This is a genomic window from Pontibacter indicus (assembly GCF_900156345.1).
In the GTDB taxonomy this organism is placed as follows: domain Bacteria; phylum Bacteroidota; class Bacteroidia; order Cytophagales; family Hymenobacteraceae; genus Pontibacter; species Pontibacter indicus.
The window spans coordinates 226,700-253,147 of sequence record NZ_FTPP01000002.1; the positions used below are offsets into that span (position 1 = coordinate 226,700).

A 26,448-nucleotide genomic window follows, 5' to 3' on the forward strand; every position below is an offset into this window, starting at 1 on the left:
GTTGGTTCGCAGAGAGTGCCTTAATTATGGATCGCTGACTTGGTACAGGTATAACTCATCATAATGCAAAGCTCTCGGGAACGAAAACGAGCCAGGTTCAGGTATAGCAGCGATATAGCTGTACCCTGATGTTGTCAACTTAATGATTTTATGTCATTTCGACTTGGGGGTAGGGGACCTCGTTCTGGGAGAAATCTGGAACATTGCTGAAACTCTGAAACAATCCAGATCTCTCCTATCGTCGAGATGACAAATTAGGTTAGAAGCTATTTAAGTTGGCGGCAACGCTATACCTTGTTTGCTATACCTGCCTGCTTACTCAACCATGGCAGGAAGCAAATGTTGCCGCTCTCAATTGGCTATATCTATACCTACAAAAAAGCCGCAACACATTTCATGCTGCGGCTTTGGTAAAATCATACGCTATCGAAATAACAATTCAACCTCAACCATTTAACATTTAAAACCTAACTCAACAGGTTGTCAATATCATCTTTTGTCAGGCTCTTGATAATATTCTCGTCGGTGCTGATCAGGTCTGTTACGAGTTGGAGCTTGCGGTTCTGCAGTGCCAGTATTTTCTCCTCTACGGTGTCTTTGGTGATGAATTTATAAGTAAACACCGTGTTCTGCTGCCCGATGCGGTGAGCCCGGTCCACGGCCTGCGCTTCCACGGCTGGGTTCCACCAGGGGTCCAGGATGAACACATAATCAGCGGCGGTCAGGTTAAGACCAACGCCTCCGGCCTTCATCGAGATCAGGAATACCTGGATGCTCGGGTCCTTCTGGAACAACTCTACCTGCTGCTGTCGGTTTTTTGTGTTGCCATCCAGGTAAGCATAAGTGATTCCTTTCTCGTCCAGCGCCTCCCTGATAATTTCCAGGTGCTTCACAAACTGACTGAACACGAGCACCTTATGCCCTTTCGCCACAATGCTGCGGGTCATGCGCATCACTTCTTTCAGCTTACCCGACTCCCCTTCATAGCCCGGGTCCGTCATGTACGGGTGGTTGGCTATCTGGCGGAGCTTCATCAAGCCCTGCAGGAGCATGAACTGTGTGTTGCCCGGCCCTTTTTCCTCCAGACTGGTCAGAATCTTGTTGCGGTAATACGACTTGGTTTCCTCGTAGGCGTGCTCCTGTTCCTCTGTCATTTTGCAGAAGGTAGTGTGCTCTATTTTGGGTGGCAGCTCGCGGGCCACCTGCGACTTGTGTCTGCGCAGGATGAAAGGCTTGATCAGCGCATGCAGCCGCCGGGTCTTGTGCTCGTCTTTCTGCTTCTCAATCGGCTTCAAAAACTCTTTCCGGAAAAAGTGCTGATTGCCCAGCAGGCCCGGGTTGATGAATGACATCTGCGACCACAGGTCCATAGTGCTGTTCTCGACCGGCGTACCCGTCAAAATCAGGCGGTGGCGCGACTTCAGCGAGCGAACTGCTTTTGAAGTGTTGGAGTCAGGATTTTTGATGGCCTGCGACTCGTCCAGGATGATGTAGTCGAAGTAGTAAGTCTTGAGCAACTCCGTATCCAGGCGCACGATGCCGTAAGAGGTCAGCACCAGGTCGTAATCCTTGAACTGCTCCACGTTCTTGTCGCGGTAGGTGCCGGTATAGGTGAGGATGCGCAGCTCCGGAGTGAACTTCTGCGCCTCGTTCAGCCAGTTGTAGATGAGCGAGGTCGGCATCACCAGCAGGGTGGCTGACTCGGCACCGTTCTCCTTTCGGTGCTGCAGCATGGCCAGCGTCTGCACGGTTTTGCCCAGACCCATGTCATCGGCCAGACAGCCTCCGAACTTAAAGTCTTTCACAAAATGCAGCCAGTTGTAGCCCGCCTTCTGGTAAGGCCGTAACTCACCCTGGAAACCCGCTGGCAGCGGCTTGTCCTCAATCGCGTCGAACTCACGCAGTTTCTCCAGCTTGCGCGTCATGGTCACCTGGGCCAGGTTGCCATTCTGCAGGTCGTTTACGAGCGCCATGTGGTGCTTGCGCAGCGTCAGTTGGTGCTCCCCCTCCGAGAAGGCAAACAGCTCGATGTACTGCGTAAACCACTCCTCCGGTATAATGGCCACTTGCCCGTTCGGCAGCAGGTATTCGTTGTTGCGGGTCAGGATGTGGTTTTTGAGCCGGATAAAAGGCACCTCGAACTCGCCGAAGCGCACCGTGCCATGTATATCGAACCAGTCGTTGTTCTCCGTTATACCTACGTTGACGGAAATCTCGCCAATAAAGTAATGCTTGCCGCTTTTCTCGGCCTGCTCCACCGTGAAGCCAAGCTGTTCCAGTGCCTGCAGGTTATTATTGAGCCACGAGAAAGCAGCGCTCTTATCCAACACCGCCTGCCCGTTCTTCACTTCCAGCTCACGCTTGGCCAGTTCTTTCACATACTGCTTTTCATACACCGCATCGCGTATCAGCTTATGAAAGATGTAGGAATCCTCCGTTTTCTCCATGCTCACACTGATGCGCTTGGCGTCTTGGGCCTCTACCAGGTGGTCGCCATACCTGAACGACAGGTTGAACAGGATCTTGTCAGCCACGGCAGCCTTGTCTGCTTTACTAGCCTCAGTGCCGCCATTGCTCAGCAGCGCAGATACGTTGGCCGATTTTATCTCAGAGAAGTTGAGGTGAGGCTTCGGTGTGAACTGCTGAGGTTTGATCTCAAACCCATTCGGCTTTACATCGAAGGACTCTACCAGCGAAGTCACGAACTTGCGGTAGTAGTTTTCCTCCACAGAGCGCGGCACCAGAATAAACTTTTTATTGAGGAAGGGCTGCAGCTTTTTGCCATCAATGCCACTCTCGAAGCTATGAATCACGCCGTCCACCATCAGCCAGGCCGGTTCGTAGCAAATCAGGGCTGCATTGCGATACTGGAAGTTGAGCTTCTCGCCTTTATACCTGACAGTGGGGTAGTAGTGTGTATTATCGGGGTTCCGGTGAAGGTGAAACCGGACAGTGGCTTTTTCGGGCGCCACCTGAATCTCTTTCCAAGTAGGGTCGCCGTCTTTGCCGATGATGAACGTGCGTCGGTCCTGGAGCATTTCCAGAATCTTGTTCATGCGCACCTGTATGTAGTTGCTTATCGCCTCCTGCATAACTTTATCGCCCTTTTCAGGGTCGTATACCTTCAGGAAGAAATCAGCGGGGGAGAGTTTCTTGTTTGAGAATTTTTTCAGGACGGCGTCCTGCTGTATCTGATCGGTCAGGGGAATCAGTTTGAAGTCCTTCGCGTCGAGGCGGGAAGAGAACTCTTCGGCATTTTTGGCAGAAATATTCTGGTGCTGTAAAGTCAGCTGTCCCTTGGTATTAATCTGCACCACAAACGATTCGAACAGGTATCCCAGGTACTCATGCTCGAACAGAGAATAGATGACCTGAAAAGGCTGTGTGGTGAATACTTTCATACAGGTACAATTTTAGGAGACCAAATTTACCCAAAAATCACCTGATTTCCTACCTTAAACACACGAAACCACCGTCGCAAATCAAAATATTTTCATATTTCCATCATCCATTCACCCACCGCAAGACATTAAAGACTTTTAATCTCAATATATAGTAAAATCTATATACTTAGTTGCTATCTACAGTTCTTCGCCTAGGCCCAATTCACTCCTGACCACTTCCGATTTGTCTACCCTCACCAGTTTTAGAGCATCCTGCTGAATCAAAAAGACATTCTCCTCCGTCCACTCCCAGGCGGCATTCATCGGCAGGTTTACGCCACTTGCACTGAACCATACCTTTATCGTATCGTTTTGCACGGTCAGGTATACCTCATCGAATGTTTGCTGGCTAGAGGCAGTGAAAGGTATCCGTGGACAAGAAGCCAGACGGCCCAGCACTTCCTGGTCGTTTCGGAACCAGTTCTGCAGAAAGCCCAGGTGCTGGTCGGAGCACTGATACCCCAGGTTTAGCGCCGTGAGTGCCTTGCATTTCAGGTTGCTAAATTCCTCGTTTGCCTTACCGTCCCAGTCGCACTCACTTCCTATAAAAGTAACGACATATCCCAAAGCGGCTCGCTCAGCATGCGTCAGCCTGCCAGCCAAAGCCTGATCGATCATAATTGTGCTTACAGAGTCCTGCAGCTCGGCGTCGTATACCTGCTCCCGCCACAGGAAACGGCTTTTGGCTCTAGCGGAGGTATAGGCTTCTGCTTCGGTTGATGCTATACCTGGAGTTTGATCTTCAGCTGATGTATCAGTCTCGACTGCGGAGCAACCGAACGTGAGGAGCAGGAAAAGCAGTCGGATGGCTTTCATAAAAGAGGGGTGAGACGAAAAGATAGATGCCGAGGCTATACCTTACAGGTTGTCGCGCACGGACATGGCGGCTGCTTTGCGGGCAGGGCGAATGGACACCAGCATGGTGATGATCACGATGGCAGCTCCGGTCAGTACAAAGTCCATCAGCTCCAGCTTGACAGGGTAGGAGTCCACAACCGAGGTGGCCATACCCATCGACACAATGCCGAAGGTTTGCTGCAGGTTGGCAATCAGCATGCCCAGCGACAAGCCGTACGATGCCCCGATAAAGGCAACGAGCGCGCCCTCAAACAGGAATATGTTGCGGATCTGCTCTTTTGTGGCACCCATGGAAGCAAGCACCGCAATATCCTTTTTCTTATCAATCACCAACATGGAAAGGGAGAAGAAAATGTTGAGCGAGGCAATAAGCAGGATAAAGGCGAAGGTGATGAACACAAAGAGCTTTTCGACTTTCACGGCGCGCAACAGGCTGGTGTGCTGCTCGTCGCTGTTCTGCACCAAAAAGCCTTCGCCCAGCACCTTCTGCAAAGCGCGTTTCACCGTCTCGATACGATGCCCGTCTTCTACCTTGATCTCAATAGCCGTGCGCCGGCGGCCGTACTCCATGAGCTCCTCGGCAAACTGGATGGGCACAAACACATAGGCATCGTCGTACTGCCGCTCGATGGCAAACACACCGCCAGGCGTTATCTGCAGCGACTTGAAAGCGCCTTCGGGGTTAAGCGGATTGAACTTTGTGTTGCGCGGGTACAGGAACTGCAGGTACGTAAATTCACTGCTCGTCCGGATGGAGAGCTGGTACTGCACTCCCCGCCCGACCAAGGCATAGTAGTTATTGTTGGCGTAAAGATTATAGTGGCCTTCCACTACCGAGGAGCCGATCTTGTTCTGCTCAAAAAAGTTCTCGCTCACGCCCTTTACCTTCACCACCATCTGGCGATCGTTGTAGCGCAGCAGTGCATTGTCCTCTATCACCTCGGTCACCAAAGCCACACCGGGCGTGCGGCGTATGCGGTTCATGAATTCGGTGTCCGTCTCAAAAGACTTGCCTTCCGCAGCCGATATCTTCAGGTTAGGGTCAAAGCTGGTATAGATCGTGCGAATGAGGTCTTCGAGGCCATTGAATACAGACAGCACGATGATGAGGGCGGCCGTACCCACTGCCACCCCGATCATGGCAATGTTGGAGATAATGCTGATGATGTTCCTCTTCTTCTTAGAGAAAAAATAACGTTTCGCTATGAGATAAGGGACGTTCATTTAGCAGGTGTGGGTACTTGGGCTAAAAGTTGATTGTTGATTGTTCTTACACGAAATAATTTTATCGGCTGCCAGCTATACCTTGCTGATGTGAAATCAGGTCTTTACTCTCTTCCTGCCTTTCCAGCAATTTAATCATTTTGCCGGATCAACAATTAGCAATCAACAATTAAGCCATCAACAATTTAATTACTTCCATGCTTTCACGATCAGGCCGGTGCCGGAGTCGTGCTTGCCGTTTACATCGAGCCAGTTTAAAACCAGGCTGATGGGGAAAGTAACCAGGTAGTAGAATGGCAACAGGATGAAGAACGCCTTCGAGGTGTTGAGCATCAGGAGCGGATACTTCATCGACAGTCGCCACGAGATTTGCCCCGGCTTGCCGTAAGAATAACGCGCCTCCACTTTGCTGAAACCAGCCGAGAAGAGTTTATCCTGAATTTCACGGATGTTATAGCCGTCGCGCACGTGCTCCTCAATAAATGAGGTCTCATCGTCGCCATGCACATCCGATCCGCCTTGGTCTGACGGGGTGGAAATCACCAGCATGCCACCCGGCACAAGTGATGCCTGGAAGTTGCGGAACACCTCTACATCCTCCAGTATATGCTCCATCACGTCCACCGACAGAATCAGATCATAGGTATTTTCTTCGCGGTATTTCACCAGGTCGCCGATACGGAACAGCACATTCTGCCGTCCGATGGCCCTGAAAAAGCGGTTACTGTCCGAGATTTGCTCTTCCTTAACATCAACGGCCAGGATGCTCCATTTGTGGCTCTGGCTTGAGAGCCAGTAGGTATACTGACCAAAGCCGGAGCCGGCATCGAGTATGTGCTGCTCGTCGTTTTTGCGGTTGGCGGCCCACTCGCGCAGCTCTTTGTGCACATGCCAGGCACGCAGCAGGAGAAGGTCCAGCAGATTGTAAAATATGCGGCGCAGGAAAGGGGTCTTGTTAAAAACATCGCCCAGCACACGCTTAATCGGGTCGTACTGCATAAGGGTGTTGCTTCTTCTTAGCGGATATAGGTATCGTCGTCCTCGTCCTCCTCAGGAGCCGGGGGTATGTCCAGGTTGGAGAACAGCTTGTCGATTTTGGCGGAGTACTCAGCGGTATCGTCGAGAAAGAACACGAGCTCAGGTATAACACGCACCTGTTTCTTGATGCGCTGGGCCAGCAGGTGACGTATTGTTTTGGTGTTTACGCGCAACTCCTGCAGGAGCATTTCGTTACCGTCTTTGGCATTCATCACGCTCAGGTATACGCGTGCCAGTCCCAGGTCAGGCGACACACGCACGACGCTTACCGATATATAGGCGCCCCCGAACAAGTGTGGCACTTCCCGTAGGAAGATCTCTGCCAGCTCTTTCTGGATAAGGCGCGAAAATTTCTGTTGTCTTTTACTTTCCATAATGAAGATGCAAATATCATATTAATTTCGCATTTTTACCCCAATTGTGCCGTACTCATTTCGGCTCAGGCTGGTGTATAGTTCTTTCTAACTCCGTCTTCCTTTGATTAGTTACTTCCGAAGCATACTGCCTTCCCGCTTATTTTTGCTGGTATTACTGTTCCTGGCTATCCGGCTGCCGCTCATTTTCCTGGGCATACCTGCCACCTCGTCTGAGCTGCTGCACATGCTGGTAGGCGAGCGCATGGCCGACGGCTACGCCATGTACCGCGATATTTACGACACCACAGCACCTCTCTCGGCATTTGTGTACTGGACCATCGATGTGGTGGCCGGGCGCTCATACCTGAGTTACCGGTTGGTGGCCACTTTCCTGCTGCTCTTCCAGGCCATCATGTTCAACGTGGCACTGAACAGGCATCAGGTATACGCCGGCAAAGGCTACATACCCGCTCTGCTATACCTGCTGGTGGGCAGCCTTACCTTTGAGTTTGACATGCTTACGCCGCTCCTGATCGGCAATACCTTTGTTATTCTGGCCCTGCCTTATATTATCACCATCTCACGGGAGGGATTTGAGAATAACCGCTTGTTTGTAGGGGGCTTTATGGTGGGGCTTGCGGCACTCAGCTATCTGCCTTTGGCTTTGTTTCTGTTGGTGGCGGCATTCGGCGTGGTGCTTTTCGCCTCCAACACTTTCCGAAGCTTCCTGTTGATGCTGTGCGGCTTTGCCTTCCCGTATGCCGTGCTGTTTACCTACTACCTCTACACCAACACCGCCTCCCATTTTGTGGAGATGCATTTGCTGCAGCCCTGGCAGTTTGGGATCAACACGCTGTTACCGCCTTCGCACCTGGCGCTTGCCCTGTCACTGCCCGCTGCCATTCTACTTCTTTCGCTCATCAGCACTACTTCACTGCCGCAGCGGCTCGTGTTCCAGGGTAAGTTTCAGCAGCTCATGACGGTGTGGCTTCTGGTGAGTGGCCTGGCACTGATAACCCGGCAAGAGCTATCGGTCGGTTCTTTTGTGGTCGTGCTGCCGCCTATCGCCTACTTCAGTGAGTTTCTATTTACAAGCCGCATGAAGAAGTGGATCCTGAACCTGATGTTCTTTATCCTGCTGGGTGGGGTATTGCTGATCCGCTACCGGCAGGACCTGGGTTTAGCCTCTATTATTAAAATTGATGACTCGGAGCTGCTGCTTCCGAAGGGAGGCGCGAGCGGCGCGGTAAAGGGCAGTCCTGTTTTGGTGCTCGGGGAGGACCTGAGCTACTATGAGCACAACCAGCTGGCCACGCCATACCTGAACTGGCGGCTTTCGCAGCGACACTTCGGCCACCTTGACGAGTACCAGGCTGTGTACGACCTGTACCAGAATTTCCGTCAGGAATCTCCTGAGTACATTGTGGATCTGGCAGGGCTTATGCCGCAGCTAAAACACAAACTGCCGTCCGTTTTCGATGGCTATGCGCCTACGCAAACAGCGGCAGTTTATAAGAAAGTCCGTTAAACAGGCTATACCTGACTTAGCAAACCGGAATCTTGTCTACTCTATTCTGGTGGCGTCCGCCTTCAAACGCTGTCTCCAGAAACACGCGCGTCATGTCAGCGGCCACCTCCTGCGATACAAAGCGGGCAGGTATACAAAGGATATTCGCATTGTTGTGCTCCCTGGATAATTTGGCCAGTTCCGTCTGCCAGCAAAGCGCTGCTCTGATTTCCTGGTATTTGTTAGCTGTCATGGCCACGCCGTTTCCGCTACCGCAGATGAGCACACCAAAGTCAGCTTCTTTGTTCACCACCGCCTTGGCAAGCGGGTGCACGTGGTCCGGATAATCCACCGAAGCGTCTGATCCCGGACCGAAATCTGTTACCTCATGACCGGCTGCCGTCAGTTGCTCTTTCAGCAGGTTTTTATAAGTGAAACCGGCATGGTCGCCGCCGATTGCTATTTTATATCCCATCGTTCTAAGCGTTATTTTCGTTCAGTTTTTTCAGATCGCGTTTGATGATTCTCCTCGACACGCCGATGCTTACCTCATAGAGGAGGATCAGCGGAATGGAAATGATGAGCTGACTGATCACATCCGGTGGTGTGATCACCGCTGACACAATCAGAATTACGACAATGGAGTGTCTTCGGTACAGCTTCATCACTTCCGGCGACAGCAGACCCGCCTTGGTAAAGAAATACACAATAACGGGCAGCTCAAACATAAAGGCGCAGGCCAGGCAAAGTGTCGTGAGCGTGGAGATGTAGGAACTCAGGTCGAACTCATTCAGGATAGACGGATCCACCTGATAACCTGCCAGGAAGTTGATCGAAATAGGCGAAACCACATAATAGCCGAACAGCAGTCCCATCGCAAACAGGACCGACACCCAAAATACGGCACCGCGTGAGTTCTGCTGCTCCTGTGGGTAAAGGCCGGGCTTCACAAATCGCCAGATTTCCCAAAATGCATATGGAAAGGCGCAGGCCAGGCCCAGCACCAATGACACCATAATGTGCATGGAGAACTGCCCGCTCATCTGCCGGCTCTGGATCGTGAACCCCAGATCCTCGATGCATAGCACATCAGAACCTATCCACTGCCCCACCTCGCACATAAATCTGTAGCTCAGGAAGTCTGTGCGGGAAGGAGCCAGGATTATATCATGAAAAACAAAGCCTTTTGCCAAAAACGCGGCAACGGCAAAGATCAGAATAGAGGCGAGTGACCGGATGATGTGCCATCTTAACTCCTCCAGGTGATCCACAAAGGACATCTCCTGCTGCGGCTCTCCTCCCTCTTCCAGGTACGGTTGATCCATCAATCGTCGCTCTTAGATACTCTTATTGTGTAATTAGTAAGCGAAAAGTGGGTAGTCTTTCATCCAGCTGTTCACTTCTTTGCGCACGGCTTCTATTTTGCTTTCGTTCTCGTTGTGAGTCAACACGTCGTCGATCAGCTCCACAATGCGCGCCATGTCGGCCTCCTTTAGACCACGTGTTGTAATCGCGGCAGTACCTATGCGCATACCTGAAGTCACAAACGGCGACTTGTCATCGAAAGGCACCATGTTCTTGTTGATGGTGATGTCCGCTTTCACCAGGGTGTTTTCGGCCAGCTTGCCTGTTATACCTTTCGAGCGCAGGTCGATCAGCATCATGTGGTTATCCGTGCCGCCTGAGATGATGTTATAGCCACGCTCCACAAAAGCAGTTGCCATGGCTTGCGCGTTCTGCTGCACCTGCTTGATATAGCCCATGTAGTCATCAGACAACGCTTCGTAGTAAGCCACCGCTTTAGCTGCGATCACGTGCTCCAGCGGTCCACCCTGCGTGCCCGGAAACACAGCGCCGTCCAGCAAAGAAGACATCATGCGGATCTCGCCTTTCGGAGTCTTGATGCCGAATGGGTTCTCGAAATCCTTACCCATCATGATCATGCCCCCTCTTGGACCGCGCAGCGTTTTGTGCGTGGTCGTAGTCACGATGTGGCAGTGCTCAAACGGGTTGTTCAGAAGGCCTTTGGCAATCAAGCCAGAAGGGTGGGAGATGTCAGCCATCAGCAAGGCGCCTACCTCATCGGCAGCGGCACGCAGCTTTTTATAATCCCAGTCGCGGCTGTAGGCCGAGGCACCGCAAATGATCAGCTTTGGCTTCTCACGACGGGCAGTTTCTACTACTTTGTCGAAATCGATCAGGCCAGTCTCCTGCTCCACGCCATAGAAGCTCGGCTGGTACAGTTTGCCCGAGAAGTTAACAGGTGAGCCATGCGTCAGATGACCACCATGTGATAGGTCAAAGCCCAGGATCTTGTCACCTGGCTGCAACACGGCCAGCATCACAGCGGAGTTGGCCTGCGCGCCGGAGTGCGGCTGTACGTTTACCCAAGTGGCTCCGAAAAGTTCTTTAGCACGGTCGATGGCCAGCTGCTCTGACTGATCCACAATTTCGCAACCCCCATAGTAGCGCTTGCCTGGCAGGCCTTCGGCGTACTTGTTGGTCATCACACTGCCCATCGCCTCCATCACCTGATCCGACACGAAGTTCTCGGACGCGATCAGTTCGATGCCGTGGGTCTGGCGTGCTTTCTCTTTTGCTATCAGGTCAAATATGGCTGTATCTTTCTGCATGGCTTCTTTGATTTTATATTCCTTCAAAATTAAAGCTTGTGCCTGAATAAACCAATGTTTCAAATGTTTATATGGCGGAAGGATAGGCATGGCGGCGGTTATACCTATGCTATACCTTGAATAATGGATTTTACTATACTCCCCTAGGTTGCGCTATACCTATTGGCTATACCTGAGCAAAAAAAGAAGGCCCGCCAATTTGGCGGGCCTTCTTGCTATAAGTTAAGCGTTGGGGCTACTGCTTCATCAGTTTCACCTGCTCTGTCTTACCATTGAACTCTGTCATCAGGATGTAGATACCTGTTGGCAGGTTGTTGTTTAGGTTTAAGAGAATTGTGTTCTCACCTTCTTCAATGTCGTAGCTTAGGTTCTGTACGGCTGAGCCATTCATGTTCACGATACGCACATTCAGCTTACCTGCTCTGTCGGCATTGTATACCAGCTTAGAGTCAGCATTGATTGGGTTTGGATACACTCTTGGGCCAACTGCCAGGTTCACACCGTTAGACGATACGGCTACCACTTTGCTGTACTCAAATGTACCATCCAGGTCCACTTGCTTCAGTCTGTAGTAACGTGTGCCGTTGAAGTTGCCCTTGTGGTTGAACTGGTAGTCCTGACGAAGCGCAGTCGTATTCACGTTGCTCTTCACTTTGCCTACCGCCTTAAACTCACCTTTCAGGTCTTCCGTCATCTGCACTTCGAAGTAGTCGTTGTCCAGTTCAGAAGCTGTCGCCCAAGTCAGTTGAACGCCGTTGCTTTCTTTTCTGGCATTGAAGGCGATGAGTTCTACTGGGAGTGGGATGATTTCCGACTGCAGCGTTACAGTACGAGTAGTTGCTTCAAGTGAGGTATGGTTCGCAAGCACAGTCTGTCTACTGCTTTCATCATTCGCAACTATTGTACTATTATTTCTAGCATAGACAACCTGTGTCAAGTTACCGTTTTCGTCTGCTGGAAGCGTCATACCAGTCATCCATGTACCTTCTGCAGTTGAGTTAGGATTTAGTGAAAGCAGATATGGCATGTTCTCACTTAAGGAGATAGTTAAGTTTTGCCCCACCGCCAGGTTGGTTGCCGTTACAGTATAGCTTTTCACATCGTATGTTGTTACTCCTTCTGTTTCAACTGCAGCTTTAAAGCTTAATACTGCTGGGTCAACTGTAATGTTAGGTCTTACGATTTCAAGTATTCTTTCGCTTGCATCTTCTCCTACTACAGTTGTTACAGTTACGATACCTCTGCTAGCATTTCTAGGTACAAGCAGCTCTAGGGTATGCTGGTCTTCTTCGTAGTAGCCAAATACGTTTCTGCTGCCAATTCTCAAGCTTTGAACACCTACCAAGTTGTAGCCTTTTACATTTACAGTCTCAAGAAGACGTGCTGGTCTGGCAGCATCAATAACGCTGTTGTCAGATGCCCTCTCGAATCTCACTACTACTGGGCTAGTGACGGTATATATTCCATCCGAATCTTTCGCCTGAGCTGTTGTAGTAGTACCAACTTCATTAGCTAATGTGATCACACCTGTAATCGCATCGACTGGAACTGTTACTGTAATGGAACGAGCGGTTGTCAAGTCCTCTGTATTGACTGTTGCATTTAGCTCAATTTGGCTAGCAAGCGGAGCTGGTATTATATCGCCATCGTGTCCTTTGAAAGACACCTTGATTTTTCCATCTACTGCAATTAGGTTTTCACCAGTAATGGTCACAACTGTGCCTGATGGTCCTTGCTTAGCATTGAAGTCATACACAATTGGCGCTTTAACTACTCTAAAGATTGAACTTTCTACAGTTGTTCCTTCTCCACCTCCGAAAGGAGTTGTTACCGCTATTTTACCGATTGTAGCTCCTGTTGGCACCTTAACGGTTATAGAAGTTGAGGTTACTATTGGGTCAACAGCAACTACTTCATCTTCTTCTCCTTCGATACCCAAGAAAGTTACTTTAGTGAGATCATCGAAGAATGTACCGTTGATAGTCAACTCGTCGCCTACAATACCAACTACTTTGCTTAAGCCTGTGATGGTTGGTGTACCAAGAACAGTGATTGTACCAGCTGTACCAGATGATTGACCTACACCGCTCTGGCTTCCTATTCTTATAAAGTAATCTCCTGCCGTAACGCTTGCAGGAATAGTTGCTACTATTACGTCTTCATCTGTTTCGTTCGAACCTTGAGTAAGTTTGAAGTCTGTTATTGCGGTTACAGCTCCGTTGGTACCCGTTCTTACTAAAGATAAAGATGGAGTAGCAGTTGACACTGTACCATTCCAAAATTCGTCGAAACGTGTACCCTTAATAGTAACTGTGTTTACGCCGGCATATACTCTTCTGTCTGCAGGGCTTTCTTTGCCTGTTTCGAATACATTGGAGATTACTGGTCTATATATTGTAAATACATCTGTACTACCTGTACCACTTGTTGAAGTTACTGATAATGTATTTGTTGTATTGTGGTTGATTTTTGGCGCCACGAAGGTAATGGTACCTGTGCCTTTCTCTGTATCAGTTAACACAATATCATAACCAGTAATCGGAATATTGCCATACGACATACTTGTTACGTTGATAAAGTTTGTACCGGAGATTGTTACCGTTTGGCCTGCATAAACAGCTGTAGGTGTAACAGACGACAATACAGGGGCAAGTACGTTAAATTGTACTGGTTCACTTTCACCGCTACCTGATACAACTGTTACACTACCTGTTCTGGCAGAACCAGGCACTGTCACTGTAATGCTTGTGCCATTCTCAGCATAGTTGGTTGCCTCAATCTGCGCTCCATTGAACTTAACAATTGGCGCTTTCACACCCTCGCCCCCTTCATTGCTATTCAATGTTTCATTCCAGTATTGCGTAAATAATTCTCCTGTAATCGTTAATACTGTTTGGGCTGCGTAACCTTCAGTAGCACTGATGCTGGCTATCTTTGGTTCTAACACAGTATAGTCATCAGTACTCACACCTGAACCAGCAGGAGTAGTTACTGTGATTTTACCTGTTCCTGCATCAAACGGCGCCTTAACAGTAATAAGTTGGAAGCGGTCAGCTTCGGTACTGCCTTCAACTTCATCTACCACAGTTATACCTGTAGTAATCTTCTTTCCATTAAAGTCAACTTCTATTGCATTAGTAAAGTATTGACCTCTAATCGTCACTAGCTGGTTCGCATAGCTTTTTAATGGAGTTGCCGTGTTGTTTGTGAATGTGATGGCAGCAGGTGTTGGAACTATGAAGTTCTCATGAGTTGCTTCACCAGCACCTGCATTAACTACTAAGGCGCCTGTAGTAGCCGTAGTTGGTACTGTTACTGTAAGCACAGTGAACGTTTCATTGACCGCAATCTTGGATGCATCAGCTGCCACGTCATTAAATGTGACAGATGTTATATCAATGAAGTTAGTACCTGTTATAGTTACTACTGTTCCTCCAACGCCGCTATTAGGGTTTACTGAAACAATAGTTGGTGCTGGTATAACTGTGAAAATTTGATCTTCTGCTGTTGTGAATACTGGGTTTTCATCCTCACCTACAAACAGAGCTAGTCTACCTGTAGTCGCACCTGCTGGCACTTTTACTTTAATCGTTCTACCATCTGCGCTTGGCGTTACTGAAGCTTTTGTTCCGTTAAAGGCTACGTAAGTTACGCTCTCCATCAACCAACCAGAAATTGATACGTCATCACCTACTTTGCCTGATGCAGGCGTAAAGCTGAAGATTTCTGGGTTAGTTGCAACGATGTAATCTTCACTCGGCTCACTTGAATCTGCAGCGTTTGTTACAATCACCCCCCCAGTAATAGCACCTGTTGGAACCTTTACGGTAATCTGCGTTGGCGTCATGGCTGTAATCTCAGCATTTACACGACTACCGTTAGCACCTGCAAATGACACCGTGATAGGGTTGTCATCATTGCCGTAGAAGTTTGTACCTGTGATAATCACATCATCACCTACTATGCCTCTTTCTTCAGTGAATGAAGTAATCGATGGTTTCTGGATAACGATAAAGTCTTTCGCAACGCTGTTGCCAAATTCGTTGGTAATAATTACAGCGGAAGTAACTGGCGCATTTGCTGGAACCGCTACTGTTATTTGTGTTCCCTCTGCATTAACAGTGAAGCCCTCTTCAGTCAGCTTGATGCCGCCAAAAGTTACTTCAGTCACGTTGCTAAAGTTGTAACCTTCAAGTACCACTATCGCACCAGCTATACCCATAGTAGGCGTCAAGGTGTTTACTACAGGCCGAAGAATCACTTCAAACTCATTTGTTGTAATAACATCATCTGCAGCGTTTCTTACAAGCAGTTTTGTTAAGCCTTGTGGTGTATTAGCCGGCACGTTGAATGTAAGTTCAGTATCGCTTCCGTTTGGTGTAGTAAAAGTTACGCTAGCATCCCCCTCATCTTCTGTGTTGTTAGCTCCTAAGAAAATGACTTCGGTTACATACTTCAAGTTTTTGCCTGTTAGCTTCACTTCTTGTCCAATAGGTCCAGATGCAGGAGTAAAGGCAAGGTCGGCTGGCGCAAGAATCACGTCGAATGTTCCGCCCCATACACCTGTACCGCCAAGTGGTGTTGTTACTGATACTGTACCTGTGGTAGCTTCAGAAGGTATAGACAATTTTATTTCAGTACCTTCTGCATTAACGTTGAAGCCGGAGGTAACTTCCCCATTACCAATTTTTACAGATGTAGCATCCTGGAAATTAGAACCTGTAATGGTAATTGCTGTTGTAACGATGCCGTAGATTGGTGTGACGTTAACAATAACTGGTGCTGGCACAAACTCAAAAATTTGTGAACTCTCCACAGGTTCATATCCATCTGCAATCAATTGAAGCTTTCCTGTGCTGGCATCTGCTGGTACAGTTACAGTCAGTTCCGTGTCGGTATTCTTTACTAAGTTAGTACCATTAGCACCTTCGCCTCCTGCTCCGCCAGGGAACACCACGCGGCTTACGCTTGCTAGGTTTTCACCATAAATTGTAATTGTCTTACCAGCACCCGTTCTGGTTGGGTTAAACTCAAGTACTACTGTTTCCCCTTCAACTGCAATTTCACGTGCTACAATAATTGGCGCTGGCACTTCAAATGGATCAGCACTAGTAGCTGTACCTGCCGGACTGGTTACTGTAATCGGACCTGTGCTCGCACCTAGTGGTATGTTTACAGTTATCTCGTCGTTAGTTTCGTTTATTCTGAAACCTGGCGCAATAACTCCGTTAAACTTTACCTCCGTTACATTATGGAAGTACGCACCTGAAATTTTCACTTCAGTTACACCAGATTTTCCACCTGTAGGGGTGAACGAAGAAATCTCTGGACTTGGCACGGTAAACTCTGGGCTCTCTACACTTCCTGCAGGAGTTGTTAACGTGATTTTACCTGTACTAGCCAGGTTAGGGATAGTGACTGTTATTTTGTTATTGCTATTAACTTTAAATTCAGCTGTGGCTCCATTGAAAAGAACCGCTGTGGCATCAATGAAATTATTACCTAACAGTTCAATAGTTTCACCTGCTATACCTGATGTTGAAGAGAATGCTGGTGTATTAAATGTTGGGGCAGGCACAGTAAATGCAACTTCAGTTGTAGTGCCGTACTGTGTTGTCACAGTAATAGGAGATGATGGTCCTACGCCGTAAGGCACATAAGCGATAATCTCTGTACCTACTGCGTTAACGGTTACTCCTGTTACTGTATTCCCTTCTTCACTGCCATCCTTTATAACTAGTGTTGCAGGCACTGCAATACCTCCGAACTTGACAGTAGCATCATTCAGGCGATTACCTGTAATGGTTACTTGTGTGCCTGGTACACCAGTAGTTGGCTTAATACTTAGTATTTCTGGAGTCTGTATTAACTCTAACGCATCAAACAGAATGTAAGCTTGCGTAGCTGAATTCAGTGTGAACCGAATGTTTGTTGCAGCCGCTGGAATCAAATCCGTGAAACGCTTTGTCTCTCTTGCAAGATCGACCTCTGTTACATTTCGGAGTGTGGTATAAGCACTTCCACCATCTGTAGAGTAACTTACCGTAAAACTCGCGGTGTAATTTCTGGTTGTTGCAGCTCGCAAGCTGTAACTCAACTTAAAATCCGTGCTGCTTGCATTCTGGAAGTTAATGTCGATGTAGGCACCGCCTTCTCTGAACTGTGCAGAGCCGTTGCTTCCGCCTTCTAGGTCCTGACCAGCGATGACGTTGCCGACAACATTCATGCCTGATAGTGAAGTGTTCGTCCAAGGACCATCATGATTGATCGGCAAGGTCGCCTGCGCCATGCCGACGGAGACCATACCCAGCATAAAGACGCACTGCAAGAGCAAGGTACGTATAAGCCGGCTTAACGTGGGATTGTAGAGTTGTGCCATAGCTAAAAGTTAAGGGTTACTAAATTAATTGTGCTGTTTTAATGAAAAGTTAATTGCCACAAAATAAGATAATTTATCTTTCATTTCAGCAATATAGTAGACTCTTTTTTTGTCCGATTTTAATATTAACCTATCAATATGCCTTTTCTGATTTGTAATGGCCTTTTTTATATATAGGCCTATTTGAGAGTCTCTGTACACTTTTTGTTACTAGGCATATTGTTATAGGAATAAAAAGTGTTTATACATTATTCTTTTTACATTGTATTGTAATAGTATATATAGGAAATACTTATTATTATACCTCTAGCTATAGTACAAAATGATACACTTAGGTATTGCACAATTCTAGCAACATTTTGCTTTATAATTATATATAAATATTTTTCAAACATATCCTTGCATACATTAGCTGTGCTATCTATTTAGATTCTATCATATTTAGTAGATACAATTAATCTGATCTGATTCTCTTCAGGACATATCCCCTAGTTGCTTGATCTCTTACTCTACATAACAAGTTTCTAAAACTGACATTCTAGAATCCACTCTTAAATGGGCTACTAATTTTTATCAAGTATTAATCATGGTTCCTTGCTCACAGAAGGAAAGATTTGTGAGTCATTTACTACAAAGCAAAAAGGGCAGCCGCATTAAAATGCAGCTGCCCTTTTAAAATTGGTTGTAGTTTATACTTATCGCTTCATCAACTTAAAGGTATGCTTTGTATCATTGTCAAGTACATGCAGTATGTACATGCCTTTGGTCGTAATGCTGCGCATATCTACCGTTATGGAGTTGCCAGAGGTTTCCTCGGTGCGCTGCTGCAGCACTTTGCCCATCGCATCCATCAGCACTATTTGCACGTTACGAGCTTCTGTGCCATTAAGTGTCACGACAACTGCGTCATCAAACGGGTTCGGGTATGCAGCAACGGTGGCGTTATCCGAGTTCAACGCAACAGCTCTGATCGGTGAGAAGGAGGTCGTGCCGTCAAAATCGATTTGCTTCAGGCGGTAGTAACGTGTACCAGATACTGCTTTCGTGTCAAGGAAGCTGTACTCCTGACGCATTGAAGTCGTTCCTACTTTGCTCTCCACAAACCCAATTACCTTAAAATCCCTGGCGTTAGTGGACATTTGCACTTCAAAGCCTCTGTTATCCAGCTCTGAAGCCGTAGCCCAAGTTAGGTTTACACCTTGAATTTGGGCTTGGGCTTTGAAGAACATGAGCTCAACCGGGAGGGGGATGATTTGGTCATTCCCAACAAAAAATGTGTTTGTAGCACTCAAACCTGTTATACAATTAACTTCTGGATTTAACACTTTTATTTCTGCTCTAACCCCATTCAAGTCTCCTGGCATTGCTTGAAAAGTGAATGTTCTAGACGTTGTTGGTGGAGTCGAAATCCAATCTACTGAATTTGTTCTACGGTATGACCAAACTATATCAACAATCAAATCATCATCAATATTTGATGTGAAACCATAAGTCTCAGGACGTCCTATCACTGGATTAACTGGTTCAACAAGACTTCCTGTCGCTACATTATTATTGGTTGCCTGTACCTCAAGTTCTGAAGTGTAGCTATTACATGGACTTGTTACGGTTACTCTAAGTGTTCCTCTATATGCTGTGTTCGCAGGATAATTAACGGTAATCTGATTTGATGTTGCATTAGATATACTTGGAACACTTGTAAACCCAGTCGCAGCGGTAATTGTCCAAGCATAGGTAGCGCCTGCAACATTTGGCACACTATAAATTACACTACTACCTTGACAAATTGTAGCATTACCGCTTATATCACTAGCTTGTAATACAGGTGACAATGTAATAGTTGCTGTTCTTTTAGTTGTACTTTCACAGCCAGATGCAGTATTTATTTTGCTAACACTGTATACCGTACTTACTTGTGGTGCTTTCGTAACTAATATTGCTCCCTGTCCTAGGAAAGTTGTTTCATCATCTGCTGTCGCATACCAGTTATAGCTTTCACCGAAACTGGCTCCTGATGCTCTTAATGTTAATTGGTCTCCGCATATTACTCCATTAGCATTATTTGTTGGCGCTGTAGGGTAGCCTTGGGCTACACTAAAGTAAGCTGGATCGCTTTCACATCCTGAACCTACAATTTTTACAGCGTAATTTCCTTTATCTGAATTAGTTCTTCTTGATAACGTTGAACTTGAAATGGGTAGGCCGTTAGAATTATTTAGCTGCGTGAGTGTCCCATCTTCAGCAACGCTATACCACCTGTAACTTCCTTCACTGCCTCCACTTGCTGTATATACTTTTGTTTCATTACCGTTACTGTCGCATGAACCGGTAGTCAAACTTACTGATGGTTTAATCAATCCTCCAACACTTGCAGTTACTGGTACTCTTACACTTTCACAAGTGGTTACTGTACTATAAATAGATACATAATAAACCTGTGCTTCACTAAGCGATGGTGTAGTATACTGCGGTCCTGTAGCATTAGCTATCGGTGTTTGTTCAGTTGCACTTGTATACCATCTGTACTCTTCCAATCCAGTTACAGCACCAGAAGCACTCAAAGTAATCGGTACATTTGTAGAGCAACTTCCGTTAGATGTTACTTGCGGTGTAGTTGGGGCACATGATTGAATGATTCTCAAATTATCCAAATATAGCTCAGATTGATTGCCACCAGTTGTTGATAATCGAATTGCGAGATACTGGCTATTGAAAGTATCATTTGCTTTAAAGGTGATACTGTATGTAGTCATAGTTGTTCCTGTACTCTTAAGTACTTCAACGCTTCCTAAAGCTGAGGCACTGCTCGAATTCCAATTGATACTAGGACCAGTTCCTCTAAGAACAGAAATATTGCCAGTGCCACCCTGATTATGGTCAACTGCTCTAGCACTAAAAGATACTGTATAAGTATATCCTTTTAGTAAATTGAATGTTCTACTACTTATAGCAACATAACCATTATAAGCACTATTCCCTGTTGCGGAATGAGCCCTCAATTGCGCTGTGCCTGGCGCTAACTCAATTCGTCCAGTTAGTGTTTCTATGTACAAATTATCCAAGTTATTGAATCTGTTAGGCCCATACAAAGTAGTAGTCTGCCCAAAACTCTCTCCACTCACCAGCAGAAGAAAGCCTAACAACAGCGTCATAAAAATTTTAGTTACCGCAGCTGTCCCAATAGCTTTGGCAGATGGCTGCTGGATGTAAGCGGCCTTGGTTGGATTGTAGATGTGTTTCATAATGAACAAAAAATTAGAAGATTCATTTTGGTAGTGGCTCAACCAGAGCTTAGGCATGGACATGGCAATCCCTTTTATGCTTTTTATAGCATTTTTTAGAGCTCTATTTCTAGAAACCTAACCGGATTGGTATAATTTGACTAACTATAAGGCAATAAGCAGTTTGTTGACTTATAGAATCACTTTATACCTATTAAAATATAAAGGAGAATTGTTTTGCCTTTAAATAAATTAGTATAAATAATTATTAATATAAAGCAATATTAGTGATAGAACAGGTAATATCCATGCAATTATTGTTATTTTTTTTAATGGAAATCTACAAATTGCACTCAATTATCATTCTTAACATCTGTAAATAATTTCAGTGCATAATTATATGCATCGTTCCAAGAAAATGGATATCAATCAGTTATGATCAGGCATGTTAGAATTAATAATTGCACTAAATAATTTTAATTTTTATCTTATTAATTTAATATTTGAATCTTTTACAATTGTTTGCTTTTAAACAGGCAGGCTATCTTTTATAGGTCAGCACTTAAGTTTCTGGATTGGGGCCTTACTAAGGATACAATTATGTACCTGTACTGAAAGCTACATTTTGGCAGTGACTTCATCGCAAAGATGGACTAAGGCTTAATTTCGTTTTGCGTGCTAACTTTTTTGGAGTTAAACTCTCCTATCTATTGAAATTTGTTACCAGCACCTACGAAACTATCACGCAACAAAAAAGGGCTGCAGAAACTGCAGCCCTCTTTTGTTCTGTTATAACACTGATATCACTATCGTTTCATAAGTTTAAAAGTGTATTTGGTATCGTTGTCATATACATGCAGCATATACATACCACTTGTGGAAATGTTATGCGTATTGACACTAATGGAGTTACCAGTTGTTTCCTCTGTAGTTTCGAGCATCACTTTGCCCATTGCATCAGTAAGTGTTGCCTTCACTCGGCGCGATTCTGTGCCTGTTAGCTTTACCATTACCACATCGCTAAATGGATTAGGATATGCTGCCACAGTGCCGTTGTCACCGTCCAGTACGATGGCCCTTATTGGCGAAAGCGAGGTAGTACTATCTAGGTCGATCTGCTTTAAACGGTAATAGCGTGTGCCAGATACAGCTTTTGTGTCCAGGAAGCTGTAGTCCTGACGCAGTGAGGTTGTACCCACTTTGCTTTCTACAAAACCAATAGCCACGAATGTTCTGCTATCTGTCGACATCTGTACCTCAAAGCCTTTGTTATCTAGTTCCGAGGCTGTTGCCCATACTAATTTTGCTCCTTTGACATCATGCTTCACGTTGAAGGAGACGAGTTCTACTGGGAGGGGAATAACAGGGGGCCCAGCTATGGTATAAAGTCCATTATCTAACCCTGTTTTGATAAATGTGTTACCATTAGCGACAACATTATTTGAAAGTGAGAGTTCTGATGCCGACCCTCCATTATACATTTTATAGAGGTTGATATCTTGTGTAAGCTCGTGATTTAAAAATGTCAAGTTTGCACTAATATTTGCGCCAGTACTACCGCTAACTAGATAAGTACGGGTTGCACTTTCCTGACCATTAACATTCATCGGAATTATACCTGTTGTGCGAACAATCGTAATGGTGGCATTGCTGGCAGAATTATTCGTAACACTTGCTCCCATACCAAAATCACTTATCCCTCCATTGGCAACGACCCTAGTAGCCTGTACAAGTCCTGAGATATTATTGTCTTTGTCTTCTGTTGTCGCGATTTTAGCGCCTTCAGCTAGTGTTAAAACATACGGTGTGGCTGGAGTCGTAGAGGTATTAGACCCTGTAGTTAATTTACCTCCGTTAATAAGTGACAAATTTCCATTTACTGTAACGTTTGCCGATAAAGTAGCAGGGGTATTTCCAGTATTATCTACTACCAAGTTGTGGTATGGTTTTGGATTGCCAACAACAGCATTTTGATTTGTACCAGATCTTGGAGCTAAAATATTTGAGCCAGCTCCATATATCACCGTACTATTAGTTTCAGTATTGAAATTATACTTATTAGGACCAGCTGTTATACCCGAGTTAATCTTAAGAGTGCCACCGCTTTTAATATTAACGCTTGCAATTGCACCATTACCATTATTAGCTGCATTAATATTCAGGTTATTCACTGTAAGGCTTCCAAATATGTCGATTGAAGGCATACCTTGTCCGGTCACTGTTCTTAACTCTAGCGAATTACAGGCCGCCACTGTACCAGCAGGTACAATTACATTAAAAGTGATGTTTATAATCACATCATCATTTGCTCCTGGATAATGTACACCAGGCGTTGCAATCTGGCCAGCCGGCACAGTTATACCCCAAGTTGCAGGCACATTCCAGTTACCTTGTGTAATGGCATTAGCCCCACTTCCTGTAGACACAGCAGTAAATGTAGCTGCATTACTCTCCCCACTCACCAGCAGGAAAAAGCCCAATAACAGAAGGGTGAAGAGTTTTCCGCTAATTGCCGTTCCCGTGGCTTTAGCAATTGGCTGTGGTTTATTTGCAGCCGTGTTTGAGTTGTAGAAGTGTTTCATAAAAAGTATAAAAGGTTAGAAGTATCCCTATGCACCTGCTCACAAGCTGGAAAAAAATGGGCAAAGCAATTCCAGTATGCTTTTTCAAGCATTTATAATATCAGCCTCTTAGTACTGATGCTTAAGGTTTCACTACTTCTTCAGAAAAGCACAGTATGCGATAGCTTACTGAAGTAGCCTAATACCTCGTTAAATATTCTGGAATTTTGTTTTGCCTTGCAGCTATTAAGTGTAATTGTTTATAACTATAAAGCAATATTAAGAATTGCACCAGAAAAACTCACATTATTTATGTTATTTTTTTTGTTAGTTTTTCACAAATTGCACAGATTTTACCGATTTATATGCAGTATCATGTGCTTTAATTTCAATTTATCGCCCTACTATAATCATCCTATAATTATTTAAACAATTAATTATCAACTCTTTCTACGGACAGCATATGGACGGTCTAAATTGCACTGAATATTCAATAAATTAGTGTCTAAATCCAAAGAGATAAGGTTGCCATAGGCAGCATTTTTGTAGTAGACACAGCCTGCATCGAGGTTGATACGGGCGCTTTGATGTGCTACGCTTTTCTTAATGGCATGGAGGACAGTAGGTGTATGGCCATGCAGGAGTCTCTTGTTATATAGCCGAACCCAGTCAACTTCGTAATGACGGATATTGAGCATAGCCTCTTTGTCTCTGAACAAATCATCCTGATGGAAGTCGAAACCGGCGTGCACAAGAAAATAATCGGGAAGCTCGAGATAGTAGGGGAGGGAATCTATAAAATTGGCATAGGTGGTGGGGAACTTTTTGAAGTCACGCATCCCAAAGTTTTGGAGTACCATCTGCTTTTCCTGATCCGACAGATTCAGCTCTGACTCGCCTTTGGAGGCAGCCTTGAGGAGCATCTGGTCGTGGTTGCCGCGAAGGCAGTGCACTTGGTACTGTTGTTTCTGGAGGTGGATGATAAAGTCGAGAACGCCTTTGCTGTCGGGACCTTTGTTTACGTAGTCACCCAACAGGTATAGCTCGTCGGTTTTTTTAAGCTGCAGTTGCCCAAGCACGAGTGTTTTAAAAGTGCGGGCGCAGCCGTGAATGTCACTGATCGCATATCGGGCCATGGCGGGGAGCGTCTGGTCTGCGTCGATTTGAACCGGCTAAAAAAATAGCACCTGTGTTATGAGCAGGTGCTATCCCTTTCAGCTGTTTTCTGATTTAGTTATACTTGTTATTGTCTAGACCGGGTTTGTCGTGGTTGCGGTTTGGATTGTTCACTCGCACGTTGGCTCCGGTTTCATCCGCATTGTCCACGGTATACTTCTCTTCAAGTTTCTCGTGCTCAGCCCTGGTGCTGTTCGGATCTACCGGTTTGTCACCGGTACCTTTACTCTGGCCCTTTCCTGTCGGATTTCCTGAGTTTTCTCCCCCAGGCTGGGTATGCTTATATGATGGCATAATGTGTCCTCCTTGTTTTAAGTTAAAAATGAAAGGCAAGCCGCCGCTAGCTATACCTGAGTGCGGCTATACCTTCTATAAAAATTTATGCTGTTGATCAGGTGCCGCGCCCTTCGTCTTCGGTGCGCATGTTGTCGGGTGGTGGCGTGCCGTCATCTGCAAAATCGTTGACGCCAGTGGCTGATGGCCCTTCGGAGGCAGTGTCGCTGCCGAAGCCCTCTTTGCCGTCGCGGTTGCCGAAGCCGCCGCGCTGGTGCTCATTCTTGGGCGGATCTGCACCCGGAATGATGTGCCCTGCCCGGAACTCCTGATCTGTGGTATCATCCTCAATCACGCGTACTGGCCTGTTTCTGGCCGCATCGCTGTGCTGCGATTCCCCTGCGTGTCTATCGTTTTCTTTGTTTTCCATAGTTGTGTATTTAGTGTGCTCCGCTTGGGAGCTATACCTGTTTTTACTCCTTTTCGGCCGCTATGGTTTAATTTGCTTAACTGCCCACCTGTTCTCCGCCGTTCACATGGATCACCTGTCCGGTTATGTAAGAGCCATCTTCCGAGGCCAGCAGCACATAGGCTGGTGCAACTTCCGAAGGCTGCCCGGGGCGCCCCAACGGTGCATCCTGCCCAAATTCCTGCACTTTTTTCTTATCAAAAGAGGCAGGTATAAGCGGGGTCCAAATCGGGCCTGGGGCTACGGCATTCACCCGAATTTTCTTTTCCGCCAGGTTAGCGGAAAGCGAGCGCGTGAAAGCCGTGATGGCTCCTTTAGTAGAGGCATAATCCATGAGATGGTCGCTTCCGCGGTAGGAGGTAACGGAAGTGGAGTTGACAATGGCGCTCCCTTCTTTCATGTGCTCCAAAGCCGCTTTGGTCATGTAAAACATCGAGAAGATGTTGGTTTGGAAGGTGCGCTGCAATTGGTCTTTCGAGATGTCTCGGAGGTCGGTCTGGTCGTGCTGCTCGGCGGCGTTGTTTACCAGTATGTCCAGACCGCCAAGTTCCTTCACAGCTTGCTTCACTGCTTTCTGGCAGAAGGTTTCGTCCCCGATATCACCCGAGATGAGTACCCCTTTTCGGCCTTCCTGCTCAATCAGCCTTAGCGTGTCTTTGGCGTCCTTGTCCTCATTCAGGTATACGATGGCCACATCGGCTCCCTCGCGGGCGAAGTGCACGGCCACGGCACGGCCTATGCCACTGTCGCCGCCCGTAATCAAGGCTTTTTTGCCCTTGAGTTTATCGCTGCCTTTGTAGTTCTCGCGTATGTACTCGGGCTGCGGGGTCATCTCGTGTTCTTTGCCAGGCTGTTCGTCCTGCTCCTGTGCGGGCACTTCTTTTGGTTTGTTTGCCATAGTTTTCATAGTTTTAGTGTGGTATACCTATACGCCCGCATTTTTGGCCTAGTTACCGCAGCCCGGTATCTTGTGAGATTAGCCGGCCGTTTATACCCAAAATACGTCATCAAATCATGTGGAAAGAAACAGAAAATAAGCTCACCCGCAGCCTCGAGTTCAAAGACTTTAGAGCAGCCATGGCATTTATGAATAAGGTGGCCGACGTGGCCGAGGAACTCGACCATCACCCATGGTGGAGCAATGTATACAACAAGGTAGAGATCGAGCTGACCACGCACGACGCCGGCAACACCGTGACAGACAAAGACCTGGAGCTGGCCCGCCGCATCGACGAGATCTACGACAACATGATGGTATAACGCAACCGAAGCCTGATTTCCAGAATTGTATCTAACCGCTCGACAAAGCA

Annotated in this window: 17 protein-coding genes; 2 read left to right on the forward strand and 15 right to left on the reverse strand. The window is 46.6% G+C overall.

Annotated features, from left to right (window positions below; translation table 11 throughout):
- Positions 1-467: 467 nt before the first annotated feature.
- From B0B12_RS09610 to rbfA, 5 genes are all read right to left on the reverse strand, one after another.
- Positions 468-3,401, reverse strand: a complete 2,934-nt coding sequence (locus tag B0B12_RS09610; protein ID WP_076668297.1) for a DEAD/DEAH box helicase — start codon at positions 3,399-3,401, stop codon at positions 468-470.
- Positions 3,402-3,581: 180 nt separating this feature from the next.
- Positions 3,582-4,259: a hypothetical protein gene (locus B0B12_RS09615; RefSeq protein WP_076668299.1), complete on the reverse strand. Its 678-nt coding sequence runs from the start codon at positions 4,257-4,259 to the stop codon at positions 3,582-3,584.
- Between the two features lie 42 nt (positions 4,260-4,301).
- The gene (locus tag B0B12_RS09620) at positions 4,302-5,525 is read right to left on the reverse strand and encodes an ABC transporter permease (RefSeq protein WP_076668302.1); all 1,224 of its coding nucleotides are present in this window, start codon (positions 5,523-5,525) and stop codon (positions 4,302-4,304) included.
- Positions 5,526-5,714: 189 nt separating this feature from the next.
- Positions 5,715-6,524, reverse strand: a complete 810-nt coding sequence (locus B0B12_RS09625; protein WP_076668304.1) for a class I SAM-dependent methyltransferase — start codon at positions 6,522-6,524, stop codon at positions 5,715-5,717.
- 17 nt (positions 6,525-6,541) lie between these two features.
- Complete coding sequence (gene rbfA, locus B0B12_RS09630) at positions 6,542-6,937, reverse strand: 30S ribosome-binding factor RbfA (protein WP_076668307.1); 396 nt, start codon at positions 6,935-6,937, stop codon at positions 6,542-6,544.
- Positions 6,938-7,082: 145 nt separating this feature from the next.
- Between rbfA and B0B12_RS09635 the strand changes: the two genes are divergently transcribed.
- Positions 7,083-8,447 (forward strand): hypothetical protein, encoded by a 1,365-nt coding sequence (locus tag B0B12_RS09635; RefSeq protein ID WP_076668310.1) that lies wholly within the window; start codon positions 7,083-7,085, stop codon positions 8,445-8,447.
- Positions 8,448-8,463: 16 nt separating this feature from the next.
- On the opposite strand, the gene rpiB is transcribed toward B0B12_RS09635, so the two are convergent.
- The 10 genes from rpiB to B0B12_RS09685 all read right to left on the reverse strand — a co-directional run bounded on the left by rpiB (position 8,464) and on the right by B0B12_RS09685 (position 26,036).
- Positions 8,464-8,901 (reverse strand): ribose 5-phosphate isomerase B, encoded by a 438-nt coding sequence (gene rpiB / locus B0B12_RS09640; RefSeq protein WP_076668312.1) that lies wholly within the window; start codon positions 8,899-8,901, stop codon positions 8,464-8,466.
- Between the two features lie 4 nt (positions 8,902-8,905).
- Positions 8,906-9,751 carry a twin-arginine translocase subunit TatC gene (tatC, locus tag B0B12_RS09645; protein WP_076668315.1) on the reverse strand — a complete coding sequence of 282 codons (846 nt, stop codon included), beginning with the start codon at positions 9,749-9,751 and terminating at the stop codon, positions 8,906-8,908.
- 33 nt (positions 9,752-9,784) lie between these two features.
- Positions 9,785-11,059 (reverse strand): serine hydroxymethyltransferase, encoded by a 1,275-nt coding sequence (locus B0B12_RS09650; RefSeq protein WP_076670184.1) that lies wholly within the window; start codon positions 11,057-11,059, stop codon positions 9,785-9,787.
- 235 nt (positions 11,060-11,294) lie between these two features.
- Entirely contained in the window at positions 11,295-17,438 is a 6,144-nt protein-coding gene (locus B0B12_RS09655) for an IPT/TIG domain-containing protein (protein ID WP_076668317.1), read from the reverse strand.
- Positions 17,439-18,133: 695 nt separating this feature from the next.
- Positions 18,134-20,737 carry an Ig-like domain-containing protein gene (locus tag B0B12_RS20580; protein ID WP_244554666.1) on the reverse strand — a complete coding sequence of 868 codons (2,604 nt, stop codon included), beginning with the start codon at positions 20,735-20,737 and terminating at the stop codon, positions 18,134-18,136.
- Between the two features lie 728 nt (positions 20,738-21,465).
- Positions 21,466-23,241 carry a T9SS type A sorting domain-containing protein gene (locus B0B12_RS20585; protein ID WP_244554667.1) on the reverse strand — a complete coding sequence of 592 codons (1,776 nt, stop codon included), beginning with the start codon at positions 23,239-23,241 and terminating at the stop codon, positions 21,466-21,468.
- A gap of 419 nt (positions 23,242-23,660) precedes the next feature.
- Positions 23,661-24,356: a metallophosphoesterase family protein gene (locus tag B0B12_RS09670; protein WP_076668322.1), complete on the reverse strand. Its 696-nt coding sequence runs from the start codon at positions 24,354-24,356 to the stop codon at positions 23,661-23,663.
- A 94-nt stretch (positions 24,357-24,450) separates the two neighbouring features.
- Entirely contained in the window at positions 24,451-24,690 is a 240-nt protein-coding gene (locus B0B12_RS09675; RefSeq protein WP_076668324.1) for a hypothetical protein, read from the reverse strand.
- 97 nt (positions 24,691-24,787) lie between these two features.
- Entirely contained in the window at positions 24,788-25,099 is a 312-nt protein-coding gene (locus B0B12_RS09680) for a hypothetical protein (protein WP_076668326.1), read from the reverse strand.
- Between the two features lie 76 nt (positions 25,100-25,175).
- Positions 25,176-26,036 (reverse strand): SDR family oxidoreductase, encoded by an 861-nt coding sequence (locus tag B0B12_RS09685; RefSeq protein WP_076670188.1) that lies wholly within the window; start codon positions 26,034-26,036, stop codon positions 25,176-25,178.
- Positions 26,037-26,152: 116 nt separating this feature from the next.
- On the opposite strand from B0B12_RS09685, the gene B0B12_RS09690 reads away from it, so the two are divergent.
- The gene (locus B0B12_RS09690) at positions 26,153-26,398 is read left to right on the forward strand and encodes a 4a-hydroxytetrahydrobiopterin dehydratase (RefSeq protein ID WP_076668328.1); all 246 of its coding nucleotides are present in this window, start codon (positions 26,153-26,155) and stop codon (positions 26,396-26,398) included.
- Positions 26,399-26,448 lie beyond the last annotated feature (50 nt).